Here is a 23513-nt window from a genome sequence, read left to right as displayed (position 1 = left end):
AGACACAATCACACGTGGCAATCACGTGGCGATCACGTGGCGGTCACGCGCCGTTCTGCGGCGGCAGTTCGGCGACGCGCTTCGGGTCCTTGCCGATCGGGCCGGCGGCCTGTGCGCCGCCGAGGTCGCCGACTTCGGCGAAGAATTCGATCGCCGCGTCCTTGTACCACTCCCACTGCGGCGGCAGATCGTCCTCGTAGAAGATCGCCTCGGTCGGGCAGACCGGCTCGCAGGCGCCGCAGTCGACGCACTCGTTCGGGTTGATGTACAGCGAACGCTTGCCTTCGTAGATGCAGTCGACCGGGCATTCGTCGACGCATGCCTTGTCCTTGACGTCCACGCAGGGCTGGGCAATCACATAGGCCATCTGTGTCCTCCTTAAGACTCCGTTCCAGACTACCGCGCGCCCGCCGCCGAGCAAAGTCGACGCGCGCGGCGATGCGGCGTCGAGTCAGCGTTCCTCGCGCCGGCGTTCGTCCTTCGCGGCGGCCTTCGCCTTCGCTTCGGCCGTCTCGCGCGCCGTCTCCTTGAGCTGGCTGATGCGCTGCTCCTTGTCGAACCGCTCGAGTTCGGCGTCGAGCTCGCCGGTGCCGAGCCGCGCATGGTTGTAGCTGTAGGAGAAGTAGATGGCGAAGCCGACGACGAGCCACACGAGGAAGCGAATCCACGTGAGCACGGTCAGGTTGAGCATGAGCCAGAAGTTCGCGAGCGCGACGAGGATCGGCACCCACGGGTTGCCGGGGATGCGGAAGGTGCGCGGCAGGTCGGGGCGCTTCTTGCGCATGATCGGGATCGCGAGCGCGACGAGCGTGAACGCCGAGAGTGTGCCGATGTTCACCATGTCGGACAATACGTCGATGTTGAAGCAGGCGGCGACGAGCGCGACGACGACGCCGACGACGATCTGCAGCCTCGCCGGCGTGCCGTGTTTGCCGGTGCGCGAGATGCCGCGCGGCAGCAGGCCGTCGCGGCTCATCGCGAAGACGACGCGCGTCAGGCCGAGCAGCAGCACCATGACGACGGTCGCGAGTCCGAGCACGATCGCGAAGCTGATGATCTTGGCCGCCCAGTCGGCGCCGACGAGTTCGAACGCGGTCGCGAGCGACGGGCTGTCGACCTGCGCGAGCTTCTTGTAGGAGACCATGCCGGTCGTGACGATCGCGACGAGCACGTACATGACGATGACGAGCAGCATGCCGACGCCGATGCCGAGCGGCACGTTGCGCTTCGGGTTCTTCGTCTCCTCGGAGGCGGTGGCGACGACGTCGAATCCGATGAAAGCGAAGAACACGAGCGCGGCGCCGGAGAGGACGCCCGACCATCCGTAGACGGTCGGCTGCATGTGCGTGAGCCACTGCCACAGCGGCTGCGCCATGCTGCCGCCGAGCTCGCCGTGCCGCACGACGTCCGCCGGTTCGCTCGGCGGCACGAACGGCGTGTAGTTCGCGGCTTTCACGTAGAAGAAGCCGACGACGACGACGAAGACGACGATTGCGATCTTGAGGATCGTCATCGCGCCGTCGACGCGCGCGCCGATCTTCGTGCCGAAGACGAGCAGCACCGTGAAGAATCCGACGATGATGATCGGCGCGATATCGAGGTGGAAGGAGCCGAAGGTGAGGTTCGTATTCCAGTTCAGGCCCATCAGCCGCATGAAGTCGTTGAGGTAGACGCCCCAGTATTTGGAGATGACGGAGCCGGCCATCAGCATCTCGAGGATGAGGTCCCATCCGATGATCCACGCCATGATCTCGCCGATCGTCGCGTAGGTGAAGGTGTATGCGGAGCCGGCGACCGGCATGATCGACGCGAATTCGGCGTAGCACATGACGGCCGCGCCGCAGACGATGCCGGCGATGATGAAGCTGATGATGACGGCGGGGCCGGCGTGGAAGGCCGCCGCCTGCGCGCCCACCGAGAAGATGCCGGCGCCGACGGCCACGGCGACGCCCATGACGGCGAGGTCCCACCATCCGAGGCTGCGTTTGAGTGAATGGCCGGTTTCGTTCGTTTCGGCTATGGTTTGTTCGACTGATTTCGTCCTGAATATCTGCACGTTGCCACCTGGTCCGCGTTCTTACTCTCTTATATGCAGCTGGCGCTCATGAGCTTTTGGCGTGACCTGCGAACAGGCGATGTGCCAGATACGCAGCCCAAGTGTAGGACGTACCCCGGCGCATCGTTCACTGTGAGCAAGATTGCGCCGTCGCGCGCCGCGCATCCCCGTGTTTTTCCGTGCAGATATGCGCGATGTGAGGGAAAAGGATCCGCCGGCCGCGATTGTGCGGCCGGCGGATCGGGGTCGTCTTCTGTGCGACCGTCGTGCGATCGCCGTCAGGACAGCCTCGTGTTGACCATGACCGGCTCGGGCACGAGCGTCACGTTGAACTGCTTGCGCACGCCGTCGCGGATCGCCGACGCGAGCGCGACGATGTCGTCGCAGGCCGCGCCGCCGCGGTTCGTGATCGCGAGCGTGTGCATGTCGGACAGCGCGGCGCGCGCATCCGGCGACACGCGGTAGCCCTTGTGGAAGCCGGCGTGGTCGATGAGCCACGCCGCGGACAGCTTGACGCCGGTCGAGCCGTCGGGCAGCGTCGCCGGGTACTTCGGCGAGTCGTCGGGCAGTGCGGCGGCCACCGTCGAGTCGACGATCGGGTTCATGAAGAAGCTGCCGCAGCTGTGGCGGTTGTAGTCCTCGTTCTCGCCGACCGTCGCCTGTATATGCTCGTCGACGACGTCGGCGGGCGCGTCGTGCCGCGTCACGAAGCGCTGCTGGTCGCGAATCGCACGTTCGACCGCGTCCGGCCGCTTCTCGTCGACCATGACGGGCAGACGGTAGCGCGTCGCGTCCTCGAGCATCGCCTTCGACGCGCGCACGTCGAGCACGGCATCGCGCAGACGGGCGATCGGGATGCGGTCGGAGAGGTTGACGTGCAGCGCCTGCGCGAGCTGCGGATAGTTGACGGTGCCGCTTTCGGTGTGCGTGAGCGCGAAAGTCACCGACAACACGATGTAGCGCGGCGACGGATAGTATTCCTCGTTCGGCACGCCCGGCGCCTTGTACATGCTTGTCTTGAGCAGGCTCGAACGGTAGCCGAACTGCATTTCGACGTTCGACAACGTCTTCGTCTTGCGGTCCTCGCGGTCCCACACCTCGACCGATTCGACGCTCGTCGCGACCTCCTGGCCGTAGGCGCCGATGTTCTGCACGACGCTCGCGCCGACGTTGCCGGGGATGCCGGAGAGCCCCTCGATGCCCTCGAGGCCGCGTTCGACGCAGAACTCGACGAGGTCGTCCCAGTTGCAGCCGGCTTCGGCGGTCACATGCACGGTGTTGTCGCCGTTCTCGACCGGGTCGGCTTCGTCGGGCACGGTGATCAGGCGGCGCGCGTCGCGCAGCACGAGGCCGTGGAAGTCGTCGTCGGAGGCGAGCAGGTTCGAGCCACCGCCGATGACGCACACGGGGATGCCGTGCGTGTCCGCGTGTTCGATCTCTTCGATGATGCTCGCGCGTGTCGTCGGTTCCATGAAATGATCGATATTGCCACCTACGCCGATGGTGGTGAGCTCTGCAAAAGTTGTCATAGCTTCCACAGTAACAAAAATCGTCGGCGCCGGGCCGGGTTCAGCTGCCACAATATCGACTGCGCGCGGACGGAACGATGGATGGCTGGCGTGGCGACGCAGCGGAGGCGGCAGCGACGATAGCGCCGTGGCGGTGCGGCGCGCGTACGTGGCGACGATGCACGGCGGCACGGCGGAAAACGAAAGGAGCCCGACCTTTCGGTCGGGCTCCTGCAAAGAATCTATGCTCAGCGGGTCTCGCGATGAAGCGTCTGCTTGCCGCAGCGCGGGCAGAACTTCTTCAGTTCGAGACGATCGGGCGTGTTACGACGATTCTTCGTCGTGATGTAGTTACGCTCTTTGCACTCGGTGCATGCCAGCGTGATGCCCGGACGAATGTCTGCGCTCTTGCTTGCCATTTGGTTCACCTCTTGTTGTCGAATATGTGGGCCGGTTTCCCGGCCCTTATAGTAGCGAGAAAGAGACTCGAACTCTTGACCTTACGATTATGAGTCGTACGCTCTAGCCAGCTGAGCTATCCCGCCAGAGAGCCTCGAGTGAGAATCGGACTCACGACCTCTTCCTTACCAAGGAAGTGCTCTACCACTGAGCTATCGAGGCGTGGCGGATAGTGGATTCGAACCACTGAAGCACGAAGCGCCTGATTTACAGTCAGGTCCCTTTGACCGCTTGGGAAATCCGCCATCGTTTTCGGTTGAGGTTCAACCGGCAACTTGGCTAGTATGCCACGGGAGGGTAACTTTCCGCAAATCTCGGCGTGTCGCGTTGCCGTTCCTCGATTTTCACCCATCGGCGCAACAGCCTTCTCGCGTGCGGCCGCCGGCCGCACATACGGGTCAACAGCAATCCGCCGCCGCTATTCCCGCCCCACGCACAGGCGTGCCGCGGCGTGCGCGACGCCAGACCGCACTCCGGTCGTAGGCGCTCCGCGACCCATGCACAGCGTCCCGCATTGCGCATCAGCACGCAGATCAGGACGCCTAGCACACTCCACCGGCGTCGCACACTGCGCACCCATACGCCGGATGAGACGCTTAGCACCCCGCCAGCGTCCCGCACCGCGCACGCGTACGCACACCGAGGCGGCCTGCGCCCAGATCACGACCCACGCTGCGCACGCATACGCAGATCGAGACGCTTAGCCCGCCAGCCGCGACCCACACTGCGCGCATATACGCCAGCCACGTCATCCCCGCACGCCGGATATGCGAAGGCCCCGCGTGTCGGGATGACACGCGGGGCCTTCGTCAACGTGTGGTGCGTGATTCACGCGCCGAATCGAGAATCAGGCGAGGATCGCGAGCACGTCGCGCGCGGCCACGATGAGGTAGTCCTCACCCTGGTAGTGCACTTCGGTACCGCCGTACTTCGAGTACAGGATCTTGTCGCCGACCTTGACATCCATCGGGATGCGCTCTCCCTTCTCATCGCGGCGGCCCGGGCCGACGGCGAGGACTTCGCCCTGCTGCGGCTTCTCCTTGGCGTTGTCCGGGATGAACAGGCCCGAAGCGGTCTGCGTCTCGGCCTCAGCCTGCTTGACGATGATCTTGTCTTCCAGTGGAATGAGTGGGAACGACACGACGTACCTCCTCTTTCTGCATTGCTGCATGCGAACAATCGTTACGGTTTCGCTCGGGAACGAATACGTCAGGCGGCTGACGATTCACTTGCCGCACCCTTTCCGTCGCGCTAGTTGCCTATCCTAGCGCGACCGGTAGCACTCTGCCAACTCGAGTGCTAACGCTGTGAGAGAAAACGTTGCGAATCAACGAAAAACGCCGACCGAAAGAATCGGTCGGCGTCTCAAAACGTGGCATGTCGCGGAGCGGAAACGCCCTGCGACGGCGATGGTCAGTTGCCGCGGCGCGCGAGAATCGATTCGAGGTTCGTTCCGAGCGAATCGCTCGTCTCGTCGGGCGCCTCGACAGCGGCGTTCCGTTCGCTCTCGTGGAACGCGACGGAATCGTTGATCGGCGACGGAGCGGCGGTCTCCGCGTTCGGCGTATCGTCCGCGGAGGATTCGGCGTCCGCAGGCGCGTCACCGGATGCATCCGCTGCGGCGGAGTCGTCGGCGACTGCCTTCGGCTCGGCCTTCGCGACCTGCTTCGTCGACTTGATCTCACGGCTTTCGGGAGCCTGCTGCGGATGGTCGACGCCGTTGCGCGGCGCACCGAGCGAGAAGGAGATCAGATCCTGGTTGATCGCCATGTCGAAGGCGTCGACGGCGGACGCCGGCGAGATCTCGGACAGTTCGTTCGTCTCGTCCGGCGGATAGGCGTTCGCCTCCTCGCGTACGACGAGCTGTGCGTGCACACGCTCGTCCTCGCCGGACGCGGCCGCCTCGATCTGCTCTGCAGCCTCCCCCGGCTGCGGCTCGGCCGTCTCTTGCTGCGCGGCCTGACGGCGCGCGAGCGCCTGCGCCTGCTCGACGCGCGCCTGATGCAGCGCTCGGCGAATCTCACGCTGTTCCATGACGTCGGTGCGCGTCTCCTCGGGCGCCTGCTGCGCCGCGTCGGCGTGCGTCGACGGGGACTGTGCGGCGGCGACGGCCGCGTCGGCCTGACGCTTGACGACCTTCGGGCGCATCCGCTGCCTGCGACGATGCTCCTGTTCCTTCGCGGCGACCTTCGCCTCCCATGCGCGCGCCTGCTTGGACGCGTGGATGCCGAGGCCGCAGACGAGCGCGAGCAGTCCCGCCGGGATGAGCGTGTACCACGGGCTGAAGTGCAGCACGAAGGCGAGGACGAGGACGACGACGGTCGCGGTGAGCAGCGCGCCGGCGATCAGCTTGCGGCGATGCGCGGCGGCACGGCGAAGCTTACGTACGTTGGCCACATACTCGCGGTATTCGCGGTACGCACCGTGTTCCTTCTGCGTCGCTGGCATTATCGCCCCTTTCGTCTTCGGCGAATCGACATCGTTGAACGTCGTGCCGCTTTGCTCATCCACCAGATGCAGCGAAGTGGAGTATCGGTCCGAACGATGCTTCATCACTGTTTTCATGCCGTCGACCGTCTTGCGTGGCAGCCATATCGCCATGATGATTCCGACCATCACCAAGACCACGATCGTGCTCAGTGATTCGTAACCCATAGTTCCTAAGAATAAAAGAATTTAGGACAATGAGGAAACGCGTTCGCCGGGCGTGTCGCCAATCAGACGGCGGGTGAAGCCGTCGGGGGCGTCCTCGGCGAGCAGGCTGTACGATTCGTGGTCGCGCCAGTGCCCATTAATGTACATATATTTTCGTCGGATTCCCTCATATTTCGCACCGATCTTCTGCACGACGCGCCGCGAACGCTCGTTCTGCGGCACGAGGTCGATCTCCACGCGATGCAGCCGCGGTCCGTCCGGATCGAGCATCGCCCAGTCGGCGAGCATCGTCACGGCGAGCGGCGTGAATCCCCTGCCAGCGTAATCCTGATCGATCCAATAGCCGATGATGCCGCTGCGCATCGCCCCGAACATGACCGCGCCGAGCGAGATCTGCCCGACGATGCGGCCGTCGTATTCGATGACGAAGACGATCGCCGACCCCGAGCGTTCGTCACGCCGCTGCATATGTATCCATTGCGGGAACGTGACCGAGCGATGACGCTCGGGGTCGTTGGAATCCCACGGTTCGAGCCATGCCGCGTTGCGTATGCGCACCTGATCCCATTCGTCCTCGTCGGCCGCCGTCATCGTGCGCAGACGGATCGCCGGCGCATCCGCGGGCGCGAGCAGCGTCAGCGGCGTATGGAAGGCGTTCGGGTCGTCGCGTCGCATCCGGTCGCGCAGGGTTCGCAAAATCGTCACGCCCCCATTGTTGCACGCAGCGGCGCGCACGCCGTCTGCATGCAGCCCACGCACGGCCCGCACGGCACATGACGATCTCCATGCCCGGATCATATGCATCCCGCCGAAACCATGGGCAGCTCGCATGCGGTCAGACGCATCCCGCGCACAATCCACATGCAGCCCATACGCAACGCGACCACGCGCGCGATCCATATGCAGTCATACGCGTCCCGTGGGCCATCGCGCAACCGCGCGCCGTCCATCCAAGACCGTATGCAAGCATGTGCAGATCCGCACGCCGTCCCATCCCGCGGTCGGCGCAGCGCCGCCGAGGCCGCGGCGTGGTAGAACCGTGACCATGTCTACGAACCAGCCGAATCCGAACCCGCCGATCGATGCACGCAAACGCGAGCTCCGCCATGAGCTGCTCGCGCAGCGCCGCCACACGACGGACGCCGAACGCGCCGCCGCCGGCGAACGCTGCGCCGCCTCGCTGTTCGCGCTTCCGCTGTTCTCCAAACCGCGCACGACGCCGCTGACGATGGCCTGCCATGTGTCGATGGGCACCGAGATCAGCACATTGCCGATCCTCAACGAGGCGGCGTCGCGCGGCATCGAACTGCTCGTGCCGCGGCTCGGTTCGGGCAGGGAGATCGGCTGGTCCCGGCTGACGTCGCCCGACGAGGTCACCGCGCTGCACCACGAACATGCCGCCGGCGACGGGCATATGCCGCGTCCCGACGAGCCCGACACCGGGACGCTGCCGGCCGAGGCGCTCGCCGACGCCGACATCATCGTGCTGCCGGCGCTCGCCGTCGACCACGGCGGCGGCCGACTCGGACGCGGCGCCGGATGGTACGACCACGCGCTCGAATACGCACGTCCCGCCGCGCCGCGCATCGCGATGTGCTGGAGCTGCGAATTCGTCGTCACGCCGCTGCCGACGCAGCCGCACGACATGCCGGTCGACGCCGTGCTCACGCCGCAACATCTCGTCTTCATCCAGTGACTGCGGCAGTCACCCAGTGACCGCCGCAACCATCCGGCCGCCGCCGCATGATCTTCGCGATCCGACGACGCGCATGCGACGATGCCCAGACCGCGGCGCCGTCACGGCGCGACCGCACCGCGACCACATCGCCGACGGCCTACGCCCACGGTGGATGACCGTAGCCGCTCATGCACACATGTGAGTAGTCTCTGGGGATTAGAACAAGTATGCGCTCGCGCGAACGCGCCCACCCGAAAGGAGCATCATGCCCGTCTACCATTACCGCTGCAAGAACTGCGGCTACGACTTCACCGAACACCAGTCCTTCGACGACGAACCGATCACCGTCTGCCCCAAGTGCGGCGAGCCGACCGTCCACAAGGTGTATTCGGCCGTCCCGATCACCTTCAAGGGCAGCGGCTTCTACCGCACCGACAAAGGCTCGAAGTAAGAGGTTTCCGCGTTCTCCGCATCGGCAAAGGCCACCGCGCGGCCCATCAGGGTCCGGTGGCCTTTGCGCTGTCCACAGTCGTCTGATGGACGTTGTGGATAGGCTATTCGTTCATCCACATCGATGTGGATACGATGTGGACTGAGAGCGAACAATCTTCACAATCCACAGCTTTTCACGGCGTGTCGTCCACATTTGGCCGACGACACACCCTTCCGGTCACATACCCCGCCCGGGCTGGACTCAGCCGACCGCCGGGACGCATTATGCTGCCATGATGCATTTGTTCGACTTTGGTTCCCGCTCCAGACGCGGCGACTCGGCACAGTCCGGCCATCCGCGCACGCCGTGCGGCCGCCGGCTCGACCGCCGCGCGCGCAAATTGCTCGCGGCCTGCTGTGCCGCGCTCGCCGTGCTGTGCACGCTCGAATGCGTCGTCACGGCGACGGCGACGCGCAGAGTGCTCACCGCCGCGCATCAGATCCAGGCCGGCGACGCCGTCGTCACCGCCGATTTCACGATGACGGCGCTGCCGGCGAGCGATGCGTTGTCCGACGCCGTCGACGCGCTCGATGACGAGACGGCCTACGCGCTCATCGACATCCGCGAAGGCGACGTGCTGCTGCCGACGATGCTCGGCCGCGTACCGGCCGTCGCGCCGGGGCACACCGTCATCGACGTGCGTCTCGGCGAGCTCAGCCGCCCCTTCTCCCCCGGCACGCATATCAGACTGACGGCGGCGACCGGCTGCTCCCCTCCTGCAGCGGAGACGGCCGGCAACGGTGACGCCGCCGATGCGGCAGGTGCGGCAAACGAGTCGGGTGCGGACGATGCAGCCGGCACGGACAGCGGAGGTGCATCCGGCAGAGGTGCAGCCAGCAAAGATGCAGCCGGCAGAACGGACACTGGCGGCAGAACGGACACGGTCAGCAGAACGACGGACGCAGACGGCAGATCAGGTGCAGTCGGCAAACAGGCAGGTGCACACGGCAAGCCGGACACGGACGGCACCGACGACGCAACAGCCGTCGGCGCAACGGCGGATGTGAATGCCGGAGCAGCCGTCGGCGCAAACGCACGCGCAGCAGCCGACACCAATCCGGAAGCCGATGCGGCCGCCGATGCCACGATCGTCGCGGACGGGCTGTGCACGGTCAGCGACGACGCGATCATCATGGGGCCGCCGCGCGACGACGTGGCGGGTGACGGCCATCTGACGCCGGTCGCGATGAGCGCGGCCGACGCGATGCGCACGTTGCAGGCGCAGACGAACGGGCCGATCCTCGCCGTACGCGCCGACGACTAGCGGCCGCGCTCCTGGAAGACGCCCCAATGCGGCGGCAGCTCGCCGAGGATGCGGCGGTCGTCGTCGGCCGCCTGCTGCTCGCGCGTGCGCATGTCGCCGGCCTCAAGCTTGACGCCGTCGGCGTCGAAACGCTCGGTGCCCTTCATGACGACGCGACGATGGCGCCGCGGCGTGCGTCGCTCGGCGCTGTACGCCGGCGCATGTGCAGCATTCGCGGCGGGCGCATCGTCCACGGCGGCGGCGTCCGCGCCGGCATTGCCGGCAGCGTCCACGGAGGCATCGCCGGCAGCGGCGGCGGCAGAGCTATCGACGGCAGTGACGTCGGCAGCGGCGACGGCGACCGTGTCATCGGCGCCGTCGCCGCTGCCGTCGAAGACGCGGATGACGGCGGCGCTCATCGCTGCGACTCCCGGTACAGCGAGTCGAGCTGCGCGACGACGCGGTCGACCTCCTTGTCCGGATTGACGAAGGCGGCGACGCTCCAGATCGTCATGACCGACCAGCCGAGGCCCTCGGTGTCCTGTTCGAGGATGCGATGGCGCTCGCGCGTCGACTGGATGCCCATGAACTGGGCGTCGTCGGTGAACACGGCGAGTGCATACGGCTTGTCCTTGCGACCGACGACCATCGGCAGCCGCACGCCGCCGTCATAGCCGTAGTCGACGGCCACGTCGAGACCGCGCTCGCGGATGCGGGCGGCCAGATCGGTGAGCAGCACATTGTCTGCGTCGGGCCTACCGGCCGCCTCGACCGGCGTCTCGTTGCCAAGCCGCTGCGCCCAGACAAGCAGCGTCTTGAGCATCTTCGGGCCGGCGTGGTGCAGACGGTCGTCCTCGAGGTCGTCGGCGTTGAACGCGCTGACGATGTCGATGTTGTGGTCGGCGAGCGCGAGCGCATCGAGCAGCATGCCCCTGCCGCCGTCGCTCTCGAGCGCGCCGAACTGCTGCAGCAGACGGCCGTGCGACGTCTTCGCGTAGCTCATCGACAGGATGACGTCGGTCGCGTGCGCGCCGGCGACGTCGGTGATGTCGATGATACGCACGTGCCGCAGGAAGCGTCCCATCGGCTCGTTGCGCGTCGCGAGCGCCTTGAGTTCGGCGCCCAGACGGGTGCGGAAGGTCGGCGTCATGCACACGACGGTCAGGATGTAGCTCGCCGGCACGGCGGTGAAGGTCTGCGCGCGGCGGGTGATGAGGGAGACGATCTCGTCGATCTCGCCCTGGCTGCTTTCGACGAGGCCGCTTGCCATGATCGGCACGCCGGTCGCTTCGATCTGGTGGAAGACGAGGTTCCCCTGCACGCCGTCGCGCGCCACGTCGTGGCTGACCTTGCCGTAGCCCTGCGCTTCGAGGAAGCGGTTGACGCGCGGGTCGCGGCGAGTCGGATGCGGCGCGACGGTGACGTGCGGTAGCAGCGAGACGAGCGTGCGCACGCTGTCGGAGGTGATCGTCTGCTCGTGGGCGAGGACGACGACCTGACGGGCGCGGCACAGGATGTTGAGCAGCAGGATCGACGGCAGATGCGCGGCCGCGTCGACGATGACGACGTCGGCGATCGGCGTCGGCTTCGTGACCGACGCGAGCGTCGCCGGCGTGCTCATGATGACCGGCTTCGCGGCGGCGAGGATCTCGGGATGGTCATGGTGGATGCGGCTCAGCGAGATGCCGTTCGAGCCGGCGAGCACCGTGTGCAGCATGTTCGCCTCCTGCGTGCGGGCGAACAGCAGGTCGCACAGCCGGTGCATCGACTCCTGCATGATCATCGGGCCGACCGAGCGCACATGCTCGGTGTCGACCTGCACGAAGCGGTCGGAGGCGCTCTGCAGCGCCGAGCCGTCCTGATTCGAGATGATCGCCGACGAATGCACGATGTCGTCGAAGACGGTCGTCCACCAGGCGAGGCGCAGCTCGTCGCACACGGCGTCGACGGCCACGTGGCGGTTGTGCAGGTCTTCGACGAGCTCGCTCAGGCCGGCGGCGTCGAGCTCACGTTCGAGCGTAGCGCGTTCGGGCAATGTGTCGAGCGCCTTGCGGTCGTCGAGCAGCGCCTTGAGCCGCTCCTCGACGGCGTTGAAGTCGGTCGACTGCAGGTCGCCTCCGTCGGGCGTCGTCGCGAGCACCGTGCCAAGCGCCGTCATGTTGGAGACGAGTTCGTCCTGCGTCGTGATGATGTCGTCGAGCTTCGGCGGCAGCACCGGCCAGCCGCCGTGCGGCACGAACAGGCGCCACTGTTCGGCCTGACGCTGCACGACGCATAGCGCGTCGTGCAGGTTCTCGACCTGCGCGCCGACGCGCAGCAGGCTCTTCGCCTCCTTGACGTGACGGCGGCGTTCCCAGAAGCCCATCGTCGAGCCGTCGGACTTACGGTCCTGCTTCGGCTTCGTCGCCTCGATCATCAGGTCGATGTCGCGTTCGAAGATCTCCGGCTGGAACACGTCGAGTACGCGCCGCAGGTTCTTGAGCACGGTGACCTGGCGTCCCCATTCCTGCGCCGTCGTCGGCACCGAGAATCCGCAGGTCTTCACGGTGTTCGTCACCTGCTCTCGTGTCGCCGGCAGCAACGTGCGCAGCATCGTGACGACGCGCTGGTAGGCGCCGATCGCCTCGTCCTCGCTGTAGAGGGAGGCCTTGTACCACGCGGTGTCCTTCGCGTCGATCGTGTATTCGCCGAGTTCGCCGGCGCGGTCGAGCTTGGCCGCCCAGTCGTCGAGTGACGGGCCGATCGCCTGCGCGACCTCCTTCGACAGGCGCACATGCGTCGACGGATGCGTCGGCAGTTCGGCGATGCTCGCGAGATTCTGGATCGTCTGGTAGGCGGAGACGCCCCACGTCTTGTTGACGCCGTGCAGGTCGCCGAGGTAGCGTGTCAGCCTTGAGCGCACGCCGACGAGTTCGTCGGCGAGCTGTTCGAAGCGCGACGTCGCGACGCCCTGCTGGTATCCGACGGCGCGGATGAGCTGATGGTCGATTGCCGCGTTCGCGTTCGGGTCGGCCACGTCGAGCACCTGGCCGCCGAGTTCGTTCGCGCGCATGATCGACAGGAAACGACGCTTCTGATCGGTCACGCACGGCACATACAGCACGGAACGACCAGCCATGATGCAGCGCGAGGCGATCGCCGCGGCCTGTTCGGCCGTGTCGGTGTCCTCGGTGCCGTCGACGAACAGCGAATGCCCAGCGGCGGCCATGTTCGCGGCGTAGCGCACGGTGTTGTCGACGTCGCCGATCTCGTATTCGGAATGCGGGTCGCCGTCGAACGGGCTGAAGGCGGGCATCTGCTCGTTGCTCAGCGATCCGCGCGCCTCCGGGTAGCCAGCGAGCGCGTCGAGCATGACATTGCCGCTCGGCCCCTTCGCGAGGTGGTCGATGATCATCTGGCTTTCGACGAGGATCTGCGTCGACGGGTCCATGAAGCAGCCGAGGATGATCTGACGCTCGATCAAGAAGTCGGGGAAGACCTGCTGCGCGGCCTTCGAGATCGCGGCGAAGACGGCGGCCGTCTCCGGCGTGCCGGACGCGTAGTTCGAGCCGTCGAACAGCTGGCGTTCATCGAGGCGCACGCCGTGTTCGCGCATCGCGGCGAGGAAGGACGCGTTGAGCCGCACATGGCCGGTGAAGCTGATCGTCGTGTGGTGTTCGACCGGATTGCCGTCGCGCACCACCTCGACCGGGTAGAGCAGCACCGGCATCATGTTGCCCTTCCATGTGGCCACGCCGACGACGAGCGACAGTTCGGCGACGCCGCTGATGCGCCGCTTCGCGCCCTGGTCGTCGAGCACGCGTTCGACGCGGCGCGCGGCCGTGCGCAGCATGCCGCTGTCGCGGAACAGCGAATGCAGCGGCGCGCTGCCGCGGGCGAACAGCTGGGAGATGCCCGACGGGTGCGCGTGCGTGAGGTCGACCTGCGCGGTCAGCTGCGCCACGTCCTCGAGCGGCGAAGGCACAAGGTTCGCCTTGAACTCCTCTCGCCACCGGCGCAACTCGTTGAGCGCACCGCTCGTCTGGGTGGAATTGTCCGTCATCTGCTCGCTCACTTTCCTACTGCCTTGCGGTAGTCCTCATATCCCGGATTGCGGCTCAGCGCCTCGTCGATGTCCGCGTTCGACTGCGCGGCGAGCCATTCGTACAGGTCATCGTACAGCGTCGGGTTCATCGCGAGGAACGGCAGCAGCTCCGCATGGCGCGCCATCTCGAACTGTTCGGTGAAGTCGTCGGAACGGCGTGCGTCGTCGGAGGTGTAGCCGCCGACCTCGATGATTTCCTTCGGCTTGTCGAAGTCGCCGTTCGCGACGCGTTCGAACACCGATCCCGGCTCGAACGCCGGCGTGAAGGTCTGCGTCGCATCGAGCGGCTGCTCGTCGTCGTCATCGTGACGGCGGAAGCGGCTGTAGTCGTCGTCCTCGCGCTGTGCGGCGGCATCGGTAGGCGACGCCGATGCGGCGTCCTGCCCGGCCGGCTGCGCTGTCGTCTGACCGACCGTCGATTCGGTCGTTTCGGCGACGAAGTTCGTCTGATGGGTCGGCGCGGCGACCTCGATCGGCACGGTCGTGTCGGCCGTCGCATGCGCCGCCGCGTCCGGTCCCTGCAGCGTCGATTCGATGACGTCGAAATGCAGCGCGTTGCGCTGTTCGGCGAAGGCATCGGAAGACGTCGGCTGCTGCATCGCCGGCTGCGGCTGCATCGGCTGCTGCGACGGCGACGCGCCACGTGGCATCTCGACGTTGGCGAGCGGCTGCTGCGCCGCAGCCGACTGCACGGCCGGCTGCGGCGACTGCGTGTTCATCGGCTGCCGCATATTCGGCTGCTGCATCGCCGGCTGCGACGACTGCGCCGCCGCATCGTACTGCGCGCCGACGCTCGGCTGCATCGGCTGCTGCATGTCCTGCATCGACGGCTGCTGCATGTTCGGCTGCATCGGCTGTGCCGACGCATCGTACTGCGGCTGCGCCATCGGCTGCCGCACCGGCTGTGCGGACTGCTCGGATGGCTGCTGCTCGGCCGGCTTCGGCTGCATCGCGACGCCCGTATGCATCGACGTCTGCCACACGCTCGGCTGCTTCGGACGCGACGGCTGCGTCGGATTCTGCGCCGACGCATCGGCGTTCTGCTGCGGGCGCATCGTCGTCGAGATCGACGGCTCGCCGTTTGCGGACGACGTCGGCGATATGGTCGGCGAAATCGGCTCGCGCGTCGCGCCGACGACCGGCTCCTGCGCGACGTTGAGGGATGGGATCGGACGATGCTGCTGCGCGAGTTCGGAGACGCTGACGAGACTGTCGGCGTTGCGATGGTCGGCGTGACGCGGACCGTCGTGCATGCGCGGCACGAACTCCTCCTTCTTCGCGGCCGGTTCGTCGATCTTGCCGGCGGCGACGTCGTGCGCGTCGGCGAACAGGTCGCGCGGCGCCGCGTCCTGCGCGTCATCGTCGTTCGCGTCGTTCACGGCGAGCGGATTGAGCGGCGACGAGAACGGCGCGAAGGTCTGCCGTTCCGCCTGACGTAGCTCCTTCGCGCGCGAGCGCACCTGACCGGCGTTGAAGATGTCGGTCGGCTCGCCGGCGCGCAGGTTGAGGATGTCGTCGATCGACATGTCGGCGACCTCCGGTTCGCTCGGCTGGTTGTCGAGCGCGTAGTCGAAGAGGTTGGCGACGTCATCGTCGTCCTTCGTCGTCGTATCGTCGTCGATGAAGCGCACGAAATCGACGGGCACGTCGCCGAACTGCAGACGCACCGTATCATCGTTCATCGCGAAGTCGGAGCCGCCAGGCAGACGCACGAGTTCGTTGCCGGGACGCACGAGAAAGGTGCCGTTCGTCGAGTTGAGGTCGCGCAGGATCGCATTGCCGTCCGACTTCACCGAGAATTCCGCATGCCGCTTCGACATCGAACGGGTGTCGTCGAGGATCTCGATGCGGCGCATGCCTCCGCTCGGCACCGGACGCAGCGGCTTGCGGCCGATTTCCACGGTTTGCCCTGCTTCGACGCTGGCCAGATCCGAACCATCAACACGTATCATCCATTTCGTTGTCGTTCGTTGATCTCCGCTCACCGTGGGACCTTCCTTTCGCCGTTGTCCGCTCGATGCGCCGCGCGCGCGACGGTGCTTCACCGAGAAGTACGCATACTGAACAACATTTTACGCGGTAGTTCAACAAATCGCCCGATTCCCGCCCAACTCGCCACCATTATCGCACAGAGCTGCAACCGCATCCCGTCTATCTGACTCGCAGCGTCCCATTCCATCGGCCAACTCGACAACCCCACCCGCAAACCAGCCCGTTTGCGTCCCGATTCATCGAACCCGCCGACGATCCCACCCGCAGCGTCCCAATCCATCGCCCAGCTCGACAACCCCACCCGCAAACCGGACCGTTTACGTCCCACCCCATCGAACCCGCCGACAATCCCACCCGCAAGCACCCGTATCCAGTCCGCACAGCCGTACTCCTACGCGGCCGGCTGCATCATCGGCACGCCGGCGTCGGCGAGCTTCTGCGTCAGCGCCCAGCGATCGGCGAGGTCCTCCATCCTGATACGGATCACCGTCGTCACCCCCGCGCGCAGCAATCCTTCCGTTCGTTCGCGCTCATCGTCGATGACACCGGCCAGCGTACGCCCCAGCATCATCGCCGGATCCGTATACTTCACCAACCCGTCGAGCTCTACGACGATGAGCCTGCCGTCGGCCGTCCGCCACAGATAATCGACGCGATATCGGCGCCCCGTCTGCGGATCGACGAACTCCACCTGCTGCGCAGGCGGCACGAACCCGCATTCGATGAACACCGCCAGGGTCTTCGCCTCCCCTCCGTTCTCCGCATTCGCGTTCGCATACTGCAGCACCTTGCGCAGGACGTCGTTCATCAGGCTGTTCTCCACCGCGCACATCATGATCATCTCCGCGCGTATTCCTTTGCGCAGTGCGCAGCATGCCAGCGTCATGCCGTCGACGAACGACATCGAGGCGGTGCATTCGGCGACCGTCTGCGCAAGCGACGTCACCCGAACGCCGTCGACGACCACGCTGTGTACTCCCGAACGACATCGCCTATCGATATAGGTACTGCTGCAATGGGTGCCCTCCGGCTTGCTGATGACGGTGACCGAAAGCGCATGCAACGCCTGACGTACAACCCGGTATTCGATCCACAATCCATGCATGCATGCCGCGGCCACGCCGCCAAAGACCCAATCCGGATGCCAATGTGCAAGTGCGCGCACTATATATTTGAACTGGTCGACCAGACCGAGCGATCTCCATAATTGAGCGCGAATGAACAACCCTGGCATCGGCGTTTCGATTTCACCTGTTCGTACTCGTCGCAGCAACGCCTTGCGCACGGGATCGCCCGACGGATGCAGGCATCGGCGTTCCCGTTCGGCTTCATCCAGTTGACGGCTCATTTCGGCGTGATCTCGCATGGGCCAACTCCTTTGTTTGTCTTGTAACGATTCCCGACCCAACCCACGCTACATATGTCGTCTGCGCCTGCACCAGCCTTGATGACCTCTGTGTACGGACGCCCCGGTTATCCACATTTCGCAGTCAGCCGACATTGGCCACTGCCTTGTGGCGTCATAGCAGGCGAAATCCGCCATCCCCCAGTGCCTTGCACCCTGATTCGTTACTCCCGCCGCTGAAATTCCCCATACGCATCGGCGTTTCCGTCCCAATCCGTCGATCATTTCGACGATCCCACCCGCATCTGCCCATGTTTGCGTCCCGACCCATCGACACCACCGACAACCCCACCCGCTACGTCCCAACCCATCGGGCGACTCGACGAACCCACCCGCAAACCGACCCATTTGCGTCCCGAACCATCGACACCACCGATGAGCCCACCCGCAAGCGGGTACTTCCGCGCGCAATCTGGCAGGCCGCCGGCCTGCCCGCCCGCCCAGCCAACCCCCGCCTACAGCCAGCCACGGGTTAGACCTGCGGTCCATCCCTCCAGTCCATCATCCCCGACCATCCCTCGAACGCAGGAATCCCCTGCAGTCCGCGGACTGCAGGGGATTCCCACAAAGCGTTCGTGATGTACGGCTTGAAGCCGCGCGAATCACTTGAGCTCGACGGTGGCGCCAGCTTCTTCGAGCTGAGCCTTGGCCTTCTCGGCATCTTCCTTCTTGGCGTGCTCGAGAACCGGCTTCGGAGCGCCGTCAACGAGAGCCTTCGCCTCAGCCAGGCCGAGGTTGGTGATGGCGCGGACAGCCTTGATGACCTGGATCTTCTTGTCGCCAACGGCGGAGAGGATGACGTCGAACTCATCCTTCTCTTCCTCGGCCGGGGCAGCGCCCGGAGCGGCGGCGGCAGCAACGGCGACCGGAGCGGTGGCTTCGACGTCGAACTTCTCTTCGAAGGCCTTGACGAACTCGGAGAGCTCGACGAGGGTCATTTCACCGAAAGCTTCGAGGAGCTCATCCTGGGTGAACTTAGCCATTATGGCTTCCTTTCAATCGTGGCACGCAGTGTTGTTGGTCGTGTTCCGCGCACCTGAAATTTATTGTTTTCCGTTTTTCCGAACCGATTGCTATGCGGCGAACCGCAGGGCGATCAGGCGGCCTTCTCCTGCTTCTCGCGCAGGGCGTCGATCGTACGAACGACCTTCGTCGGCAGCGCGTTGAACAGGCGGGCGGCCTTGGACATCGTGCCCTTGAGCGCGCCGGCCATTTCGGCAAGCAGTTCCGGACGAGACTTGAGGTCTGCGAGCTGCTTGGCACCCTCGGCGTCGTACACGGTTCCGTCTGCGTAACCGCCCTTGACGATGAGGGCCTTGTTGGTCTTGGCGAAGTCACGCAGCGTCTTCGCAGCCTCGATGAAGTCTCCCTGAACGAAGACAACCGCGGAAGGACCCTTGAGCATCTCGTCGAGACCCTCAATGCCCGCTTCCTTGGCGGCGATGCGGAACAGCGTGTTCTTAGCCACAGTGTAGGAAGTATCGCGGCCTAGCTTTTCGCGCAGATCGGAGATCTGCGGAACGGTAAGCCCGCGGTACTCGGTCAGGTAGACCGCGTCAGCGTTACGGAAAGCTTCCGTAAGCTCGGCGACCACCACTTCCTTTTCGGGCCTCTTCATGGCGTTCCTTCCTAAGTCGGCCGTCGATTGTGAGGCGGAATGCCAAGTCGGGCAATAAAAAAGCCCTGCACACAGGCAGAGCAGCATCCATCCTTGAATACTCAAGGAACTATGTTTCTCAACCTGCGCTGGCCTGGCGAACCAAACTTCGTGAAGCCGTGAACGACTTCCAACCAACGGTCTGTGGTTTACAAGAGCGATAATCTACCGACCCCTCGCGACACGCCCCTCCCTCCGGCGTGTCGCAATCATCCCAACCCATCGACCACGCCGACAACCCCGCCCGCAAACAGGCCCGCCTCCGTCCCGAACCATCGACCACGCCGACAACCCCACCCGCTCCGGCCCAACCCATCGACCAACACGACGAATCCACCCGCAAAACAGCCCGTTTCCGGCCCATCCCATCGACCACGCCGACAACCCCACCCGCGTTCGCCAGCGCGCGTTCGCGCGCCACACCGAACAGACCCCTTATTGCGAATGATTCTCAATTGATGCTACAGTGGACACCAACCAACCATCAATCCGGCCGTTAATGTACGCCGGCGCCCATGTCCGTCATAGGCCTCCGCGGTCTTGGCCCCGGCCGGTCCCGGCCGGCACCAGCGGCAACCAGCGTCATCCGACGCCAGCCGCAGCCAACGGCACAGCGGACGGCAAGTAAAGCCCCGGCGCGACCGAGGGCAACCACACCGACCAACAGAAACGAGGACCCATATGAAGAAACTGATGCGCGCCGTGATCGCGACGTTCGCCGGCGTCATGACCATCGCCGCCGTGAGCGCCTGCTCGACCACCGGCGGCGCGAACGCCGACAATGCCAACAGCGAAGGCGGCAACGGCAGCGCCGTCATCACCGTCATCGCGTCGAGCAACCAGTGGGGTTCGCTCGCGAAGGACCTCGGCGGCAAATACGTCGACGTGACGAGCATCCTCAACAACACCGGCACCGACGCGCACGACTACGAGCCGACGACGAACGACATCTCGAAGATCCAGAACGCGCAGATCGCGATCGTCAACGGCGCCGGATACGACGACTGGGCGCTCAAGGCCGCGCAGCAGTCGTCGAAGACGCTCGTCGTCGACGCCGCCGACGCCAGCGGCGCCAAGACCGGCGACAATCCGCATATCTGGTTCTCCGCGAACGCGCGCATCAAAACAGCCGACGCGATCACGAAGGACTACATCAAGCTGCAGCCGGAGCACAAGGCGCAGTTCGAGCAGCTGCACAAGACGTGGCTCGAAGAGGAGCAGCAGCTCGACAAGGACCTCAAGGAACTCGCGAAGGACAAGGGCAGCAAGAACTACGCGGCCGTCGAATCGGTCGCGCAGTACCTCGCCGAGGACATGGGACTGACCGACGTGACGCCGAAGGGCTACAAGCAGGCGGCGGCGAACGAGTCGGAGCCGACTCCGGCGGACATCAAGGCCTTCACCGACCTGCTCAAGAAGGGCGACATGCGCATGCTCATCACGAATTCGCAGGAGCCGAGCAAGATGAACGACCAGCTCGTCGCCGCCGCCGATTCCGGCAATGTGCCGGTCGTCGACGTGACCGAGCAGATGCCCGAGCAGTACAAGTCGCTGCACGAGTGGATGCGTGCGCTCGCCAAGCAGATCCAGGAGACGGACGGCGGCTCGAAGAGCGATAAGTAGTCGCCGTCGCGATCATCGCGAGAATTCCTGATGATCGTGCGGATCGACGGCATCGCATACGGCAGGGCCCGCGCCACCGAACAACGGTGGCGCGGGCGGCCTGCCGTATGTAATTCATATGTGTGACTGTGTGTGCGAACCTGTCCGCGCGACTGCGCGTCCAGCCGCGTATGCGATGCTGCGATTCCGCGCACATGCGGCATCCGCACACGCGCGTGCCGTACGCATCCGCGCGATGCATACGCGACCGCGGCTCACGCGGTCATCGCGCTACAGGATCGCCATGCATGCGAAGTCGAGGATGAACAGCGCGGAGACGATCCAGACGATCGGATGGACCTCGGACGCCTTCTTCTTGCAGACCTTGACGATGCAGTAGGTGATGAAGCCCGCGGCGATGCCGTAGGAGATCGAGTACGCGAAGGCCATGAACACCGACGCGAAGAACGCCGGGATCGCCTCGGAGATGTCGTCCCAGCGCACCTCCTTGAGGGAGGCCGCCATCATGCAGCCGACGATGACGAGGACGCCCGCCGTCGCCGCGCTCGGCACGGCCGAGATGACCGGCGCGAAGAAGATCGACAGCGCGAAGCAGCAGGCGACGACGACCGAGGTCAGGCCGGTGCGGCCGCCCGCGGCGATGCCGGCCGAGGATTCGACGTAGGTCGTCGTGTTCGACGTGCCGAAGATCGAGCCGATCGACGTCGCGATCGAATCTGCGAACAGCGCCTTGTCCATCTTCGACGAGAAGCCGTGGCCGTTCTCGAGCGATTCTTCGTCGGCCTTCGAGAAGATGCCGGTGCGGCGGCCGGTGCCGATGAAGGTGCCGAGCGTGTCGAAGGTGTCGGACATCGAGAACGCGAAGATCGTCACGAGGACTAGCGGCAGCTTCGCCGGGTCGGAGAACAATGTGCCGAAGCCCTCATGGGAGAACAGCGCGCCGAAGGTCTGCGGAAGCTGACCGAAGGCGTCACCGATCGAAATGCTGTTGTTCATCGTCGTCAGTCCCATCGGGATGCCGATGACGGCGGTCAGCACGATCGCAAGCAGCATGCCTCCCTTGACCTTGAGGATCGTGAAGACGATGACGAGCAGCAGACCGATCAGGAACAGCCACAGCGTCGGCGTGTTGAGCGTCGCCATGCCCGGCACGGCGGAGACGGCGCCGCCCTGCGCGGCTGCCTTCGGGTCGTTTGGCGTGAACGTGACGGCGGCCACGTTGAGCAGGCCGACGTAGGCGACGAACAGGCCGATGCCGCCGCCGATCGCATGCTGCAGCGATTCCGGGATCGCCTTGATGATCATCTTGCGCACCTTGGTGACGGTGATCAGGATGTTGATCAGGCCGCACAGGAAGACCATGCACAGCGCCTGCTGCCAGGTGAAGCCGAGGCCGAAGCACACGGTGTAGGTGAAGAACGCGTTGAGGCCCATGCCCGGCGCCTGCGCGTACGGGACGTTCGCGAACAGGCCCATGACGAGCGTGCCGATGATCGCGGCGATGATCGTCGCGAGGAAGACGCCGCCCCATGGCATGCCGGTCTGCTGCAGGATCTGCGGATTGACGATGATGATATAGGACATTGCGAAGAACGTCGTCAGACCGGCCATGCATTCCCTGCCGACCGTCGTGCCGCTCTCCTTGAGGTGGAAGAACTTCTCCATGTAATACCCTGATTCTTCTCGTGGACTCTTGACTGCCGCCCCGTCCCGAAAGACAGGACAGCCCTCAAGCTAGCACGGCCATGTAAAACCGTTCCGTTACATGGCGTTCGCCCACCGAGGAATCGTGCGGGAAACGTCCGGGAATCGCCGACGCCTTCCGCTCCCCCGTTTCCGCATGCTCCCGCGTGCTCCCCGCTCAGCCGAAGCGGCCGGAGACGTAGCGTTCCGCCTCCTCGTTCTGCGGGTTGTTGAACATCGTCGACGTGTCGGCGAAATACTCGAGATGCCCCGGCTGGCCGACGGCCTTGAGGTTGAAGAACGCCGTGTAGTCCGCCACGCGCGCCGCCTGCTGCATGTTGTGCGTGACGATGACGATCGTGTAGTCGCTCTTGAGCTCCTCGATGAGGTCCTCGACGGCGAGCGTCGAGATCGGGTCGAGCGCCGAGCACGGCTCGTCCATCAGCAGCACCTGCGGATGCACGGCGACGGTGCGCGCGATGCACAGACGCTGCTGCTGACCGCCCGACAGGCCGATGCCGGGGTTGTCGAGGCGGTCCTTGACCTCGTTCCACAGATTCGCGCCGCGCAACGCCCACTCCACCAGATCGTCGGCGTCCGACTTCGCAATCTTCTTGTTGTTGAGCCGCACGCCGGCGAGCACGTTCTGCCGGATCGACATCGTCGGGAACGGGTTCGGCCGCTGGAACACCATGCCCACATCGCGACGCACGGCGACCGGGTCGACGTCCTTCGCATAGAGGTTCTTGCCTTCGAGCAGGACCTCGCCGGTCACATGCGCGCCCGGCGTGATCTCGTGCATGCGGTCGAGTGTGCGCAGCACCGTCGACTTGCCGCAGCCCGACGGCCCGATGAACGCCGTGACCTTGTTCGCCGCGATGTGCAGGTTGACGTCCTCGACGGCGAGGAAGCTGCCGTAGTAGATGTTGAGATGGTTGACGTCGATTTGCTGTCCCATGCGTTCCTTCCTTAGCTGT

Annotated in this window: 19 protein-coding genes and 3 tRNA genes; 4 read left to right on the top strand and 18 right to left on the bottom strand. The window is 65.2% G+C overall.

Features of this window, described 5'->3' with window-relative positions; genetic code table 11:
• Positions 1-43: 43 nt before the first annotated feature.
• From fdxA to BCHO_RS03550, 10 genes are all read right to left on the bottom strand, one after another.
• Positions 44-367: a ferredoxin gene (gene fdxA, locus BCHO_RS03595; RefSeq protein ID WP_024540987.1), complete on the bottom strand. Its 324-nt coding sequence runs from the start codon at positions 365-367 to the stop codon at positions 44-46.
• A gap of 84 nt (positions 368-451) precedes the next feature.
• The gene (locus BCHO_RS03590; RefSeq protein WP_024540988.1) at positions 452-2056 is read right to left on the bottom strand and encodes an amino acid permease; all 1605 of its coding nucleotides are present in this window, start codon (positions 2054-2056) and stop codon (positions 452-454) included.
• Positions 2057-2334: 278 nt separating this feature from the next.
• Entirely contained in the window at positions 2335-3585 is a 1251-nt protein-coding gene (locus tag BCHO_RS03585) for an FAD-binding protein (protein ID WP_024540989.1), read from the bottom strand.
• Positions 3586-3812: 227 nt separating this feature from the next.
• On the bottom strand, positions 3813-3983 hold the full coding sequence (rpmG, locus tag BCHO_RS03580) for a 50S ribosomal protein L33 (RefSeq protein WP_022858912.1): 171 nt from the start codon (positions 3981-3983) through the stop codon (positions 3813-3815).
• Positions 3984-4035: 52 nt separating this feature from the next.
• Positions 4036-4109, bottom strand: a tRNA-Met gene (locus BCHO_RS03575).
• A 4-nt stretch (positions 4110-4113) separates the two neighbouring features.
• A tRNA-Thr gene (locus BCHO_RS03570) sits at positions 4114-4185 on the bottom strand.
• Position 4186: 1 nt separating this feature from the next.
• Positions 4187-4268, bottom strand: a tRNA-Tyr gene (locus BCHO_RS03565).
• 602 nt (positions 4269-4870) lie between these two features.
• Positions 4871-5164, bottom strand: coding sequence for a co-chaperone GroES (groES, locus tag BCHO_RS03560; protein ID WP_024540990.1), 294 nt, complete (start codon positions 5162-5164; stop codon positions 4871-4873).
• A gap of 272 nt (positions 5165-5436) precedes the next feature.
• Positions 5437-6639, bottom strand: coding sequence for a hypothetical protein (locus BCHO_RS03555; RefSeq protein WP_420306424.1), 1203 nt, complete (start codon positions 6637-6639; stop codon positions 5437-5439).
• Between the two features lie 60 nt (positions 6640-6699).
• Complete coding sequence (locus BCHO_RS03550; RefSeq protein ID WP_024540992.1) at positions 6700-7383, bottom strand: GNAT family N-acetyltransferase; 684 nt, start codon at positions 7381-7383, stop codon at positions 6700-6702.
• Positions 7384-7723: 340 nt separating this feature from the next.
• On the opposite strand from BCHO_RS03550, the gene BCHO_RS03545 reads away from it, so the two are divergent.
• From BCHO_RS03545 to BCHO_RS08760, 3 genes are all read left to right on the top strand, one after another.
• A complete protein-coding gene (locus BCHO_RS03545) occupies positions 7724-8374 on the top strand; it encodes a 5-formyltetrahydrofolate cyclo-ligase (RefSeq protein WP_051354874.1) in 651 nt (216 codons plus the stop codon).
• A gap of 247 nt (positions 8375-8621) precedes the next feature.
• On the top strand, positions 8622-8807 hold the full coding sequence (locus tag BCHO_RS03540) for an FmdB family zinc ribbon protein (RefSeq protein ID WP_024540994.1): 186 nt from the start codon (positions 8622-8624) through the stop codon (positions 8805-8807).
• A gap of 274 nt (positions 8808-9081) precedes the next feature.
• Positions 9082-10113, top strand: a complete 1032-nt coding sequence (locus tag BCHO_RS08760; RefSeq protein WP_024540995.1) for an SAF domain-containing protein — start codon at positions 9082-9084, stop codon at positions 10111-10113.
• Here BCHO_RS08760 and BCHO_RS09725 read toward each other — a convergent pair.
• The 6 genes from BCHO_RS09725 to rplJ all read right to left on the bottom strand — a co-directional run bounded on the left by BCHO_RS09725 (position 10110) and on the right by rplJ (position 19191).
• Positions 10110-10259, bottom strand: a complete 150-nt coding sequence (locus BCHO_RS09725; protein WP_099721723.1) for a BAG family molecular chaperone regulator 5 — start codon at positions 10257-10259, stop codon at positions 10110-10112. The genes BCHO_RS08760 and BCHO_RS09725 overlap by 4 nt on opposite strands.
• Before the next feature lie 248 nt (positions 10260-10507).
• Positions 10508-14134, bottom strand: a complete 3627-nt coding sequence (locus BCHO_RS03525) for a helicase (protein ID WP_024540997.1) — start codon at positions 14132-14134, stop codon at positions 10508-10510.
• A gap of 8 nt (positions 14135-14142) precedes the next feature.
• Positions 14143-16128 carry an FHA domain-containing protein gene (locus BCHO_RS09530; RefSeq protein WP_237743029.1) on the bottom strand — a complete coding sequence of 662 codons (1986 nt, stop codon included), beginning with the start codon at positions 16126-16128 and terminating at the stop codon, positions 14143-14145.
• Positions 16129-16559: 431 nt separating this feature from the next.
• Positions 16560-17534 carry a hypothetical protein gene (locus BCHO_RS09185; protein WP_152595867.1) on the bottom strand — a complete coding sequence of 325 codons (975 nt, stop codon included), beginning with the start codon at positions 17532-17534 and terminating at the stop codon, positions 16560-16562.
• 641 nt (positions 17535-18175) lie between these two features.
• A complete protein-coding gene (rplL, locus tag BCHO_RS03505) occupies positions 18176-18556 on the bottom strand; it encodes a 50S ribosomal protein L7/L12 (protein WP_024541000.1) in 381 nt (126 codons plus the stop codon).
• Between the two features lie 113 nt (positions 18557-18669).
• Positions 18670-19191 (bottom strand): 50S ribosomal protein L10, encoded by a 522-nt coding sequence (rplJ, locus tag BCHO_RS03500; RefSeq protein WP_024541001.1) that lies wholly within the window; start codon positions 19189-19191, stop codon positions 18670-18672.
• Positions 19192-19911: 720 nt separating this feature from the next.
• Between rplJ and BCHO_RS03495 the strand changes: the two genes are divergently transcribed.
• Positions 19912-20853 (top strand): metal ABC transporter solute-binding protein, Zn/Mn family, encoded by a 942-nt coding sequence (locus tag BCHO_RS03495; protein WP_024541002.1) that lies wholly within the window; start codon positions 19912-19914, stop codon positions 20851-20853.
• 270 nt (positions 20854-21123) lie between these two features.
• Here BCHO_RS03495 and BCHO_RS03490 read toward each other — a convergent pair whose 3' ends face one another.
• Both BCHO_RS03490 and pstB read right to left on the bottom strand, forming a co-directional pair.
• Complete coding sequence (locus tag BCHO_RS03490; protein WP_024541003.1) at positions 21124-22518, bottom strand: NCS2 family permease; 1395 nt, start codon at positions 22516-22518, stop codon at positions 21124-21126.
• A gap of 196 nt (positions 22519-22714) precedes the next feature.
• Positions 22715-23494, bottom strand: coding sequence for a phosphate ABC transporter ATP-binding protein PstB (pstB, locus tag BCHO_RS03485; protein ID WP_024541004.1), 780 nt, complete (start codon positions 23492-23494; stop codon positions 22715-22717).
• Positions 23495-23513: the final 19 nt, after the last annotated feature.

Origin of the sequence: Bifidobacterium choerinum (assembly GCF_000741135.1) — a bacterium.
Classification (GTDB): Bacteria; Actinomycetota; Actinomycetes; order Actinomycetales; family Bifidobacteriaceae; genus Bifidobacterium; species Bifidobacterium choerinum.
This window is presented reverse-complemented; position numbering and strand designations above follow the sequence as displayed.

What these genes read in the sequence shown, in the direction of transcription:
- fdxA (WP_024540987.1), bottom strand. Translation starts at nt 367, where the DNA reads ATGGCCTATGTGATTGCCCAGCCCTGCGTGGACGTCAAGGACAAGGCA.
- BCHO_RS03585 (WP_024540989.1), bottom strand. Translation starts at nt 3,585, where the DNA reads ATGACAACTTTTGCAGAGCTCACCACCATCGGCGTAGGTGGCAATATC.
- rpmG (WP_022858912.1), bottom strand. Translation starts at nt 3,983, where the DNA reads ATGGCAAGCAAGAGCGCAGACATTCGTCCGGGCATCACGCTGGCATGC.
- BCHO_RS03555 (WP_420306424.1), bottom strand. Translation starts at nt 6,639, where the DNA reads ATGGTCGGAATCATCATGGCGATATGGCTGCCACGCAAGACGGTCGAC.
- BCHO_RS03545 (WP_051354874.1), top strand. Translation starts at nt 7,724, where the DNA reads ATGTCTACGAACCAGCCGAATCCGAACCCGCCGATCGATGCACGCAAA.
- BCHO_RS03540 (WP_024540994.1), top strand. Translation starts at nt 8,622, where the DNA reads ATGCCCGTCTACCATTACCGCTGCAAGAACTGCGGCTACGACTTCACC.
- BCHO_RS08760 (WP_024540995.1), top strand. Translation starts at nt 9,082, where the DNA reads ATGATGCATTTGTTCGACTTTGGTTCCCGCTCCAGACGCGGCGACTCG.
- BCHO_RS09725 (WP_099721723.1), bottom strand. Translation starts at nt 10,259, where the DNA reads ATGAAGGGCACCGAGCGTTTCGACGCCGACGGCGTCAAGCTTGAGGCC.
- BCHO_RS03525 (WP_024540997.1), bottom strand. Translation starts at nt 14,134, where the DNA reads ATGACGGACAATTCCACCCAGACGAGCGGTGCGCTCAACGAGTTGCGC.
- BCHO_RS09530 (WP_237743029.1), bottom strand. Translation starts at nt 16,128, where the DNA reads ATGATACGTGTTGATGGTTCGGATCTGGCCAGCGTCGAAGCAGGGCAA.
- BCHO_RS09185 (WP_152595867.1), bottom strand. Translation starts at nt 17,534, where the DNA reads ATGCGAGATCACGCCGAAATGAGCCGTCAACTGGATGAAGCCGAACGG.
- rplL (WP_024541000.1), bottom strand. Translation starts at nt 18,556, where the DNA reads ATGGCTAAGTTCACCCAGGATGAGCTCCTCGAAGCTTTCGGTGAAATG.
- rplJ (WP_024541001.1), bottom strand. Translation starts at nt 19,191, where the DNA reads ATGAAGAGGCCCGAAAAGGAAGTGGTGGTCGCCGAGCTTACGGAAGCT.
- BCHO_RS03495 (WP_024541002.1), top strand. Translation starts at nt 19,912, where the DNA reads ATGAAGAAACTGATGCGCGCCGTGATCGCGACGTTCGCCGGCGTCATG.
- BCHO_RS03490 (WP_024541003.1), bottom strand. Translation starts at nt 22,518, where the DNA reads ATGGAGAAGTTCTTCCACCTCAAGGAGAGCGGCACGACGGTCGGCAGG.
- pstB (WP_024541004.1), bottom strand. Translation starts at nt 23,494, where the DNA reads ATGGGACAGCAAATCGACGTCAACCATCTCAACATCTACTACGGCAGC.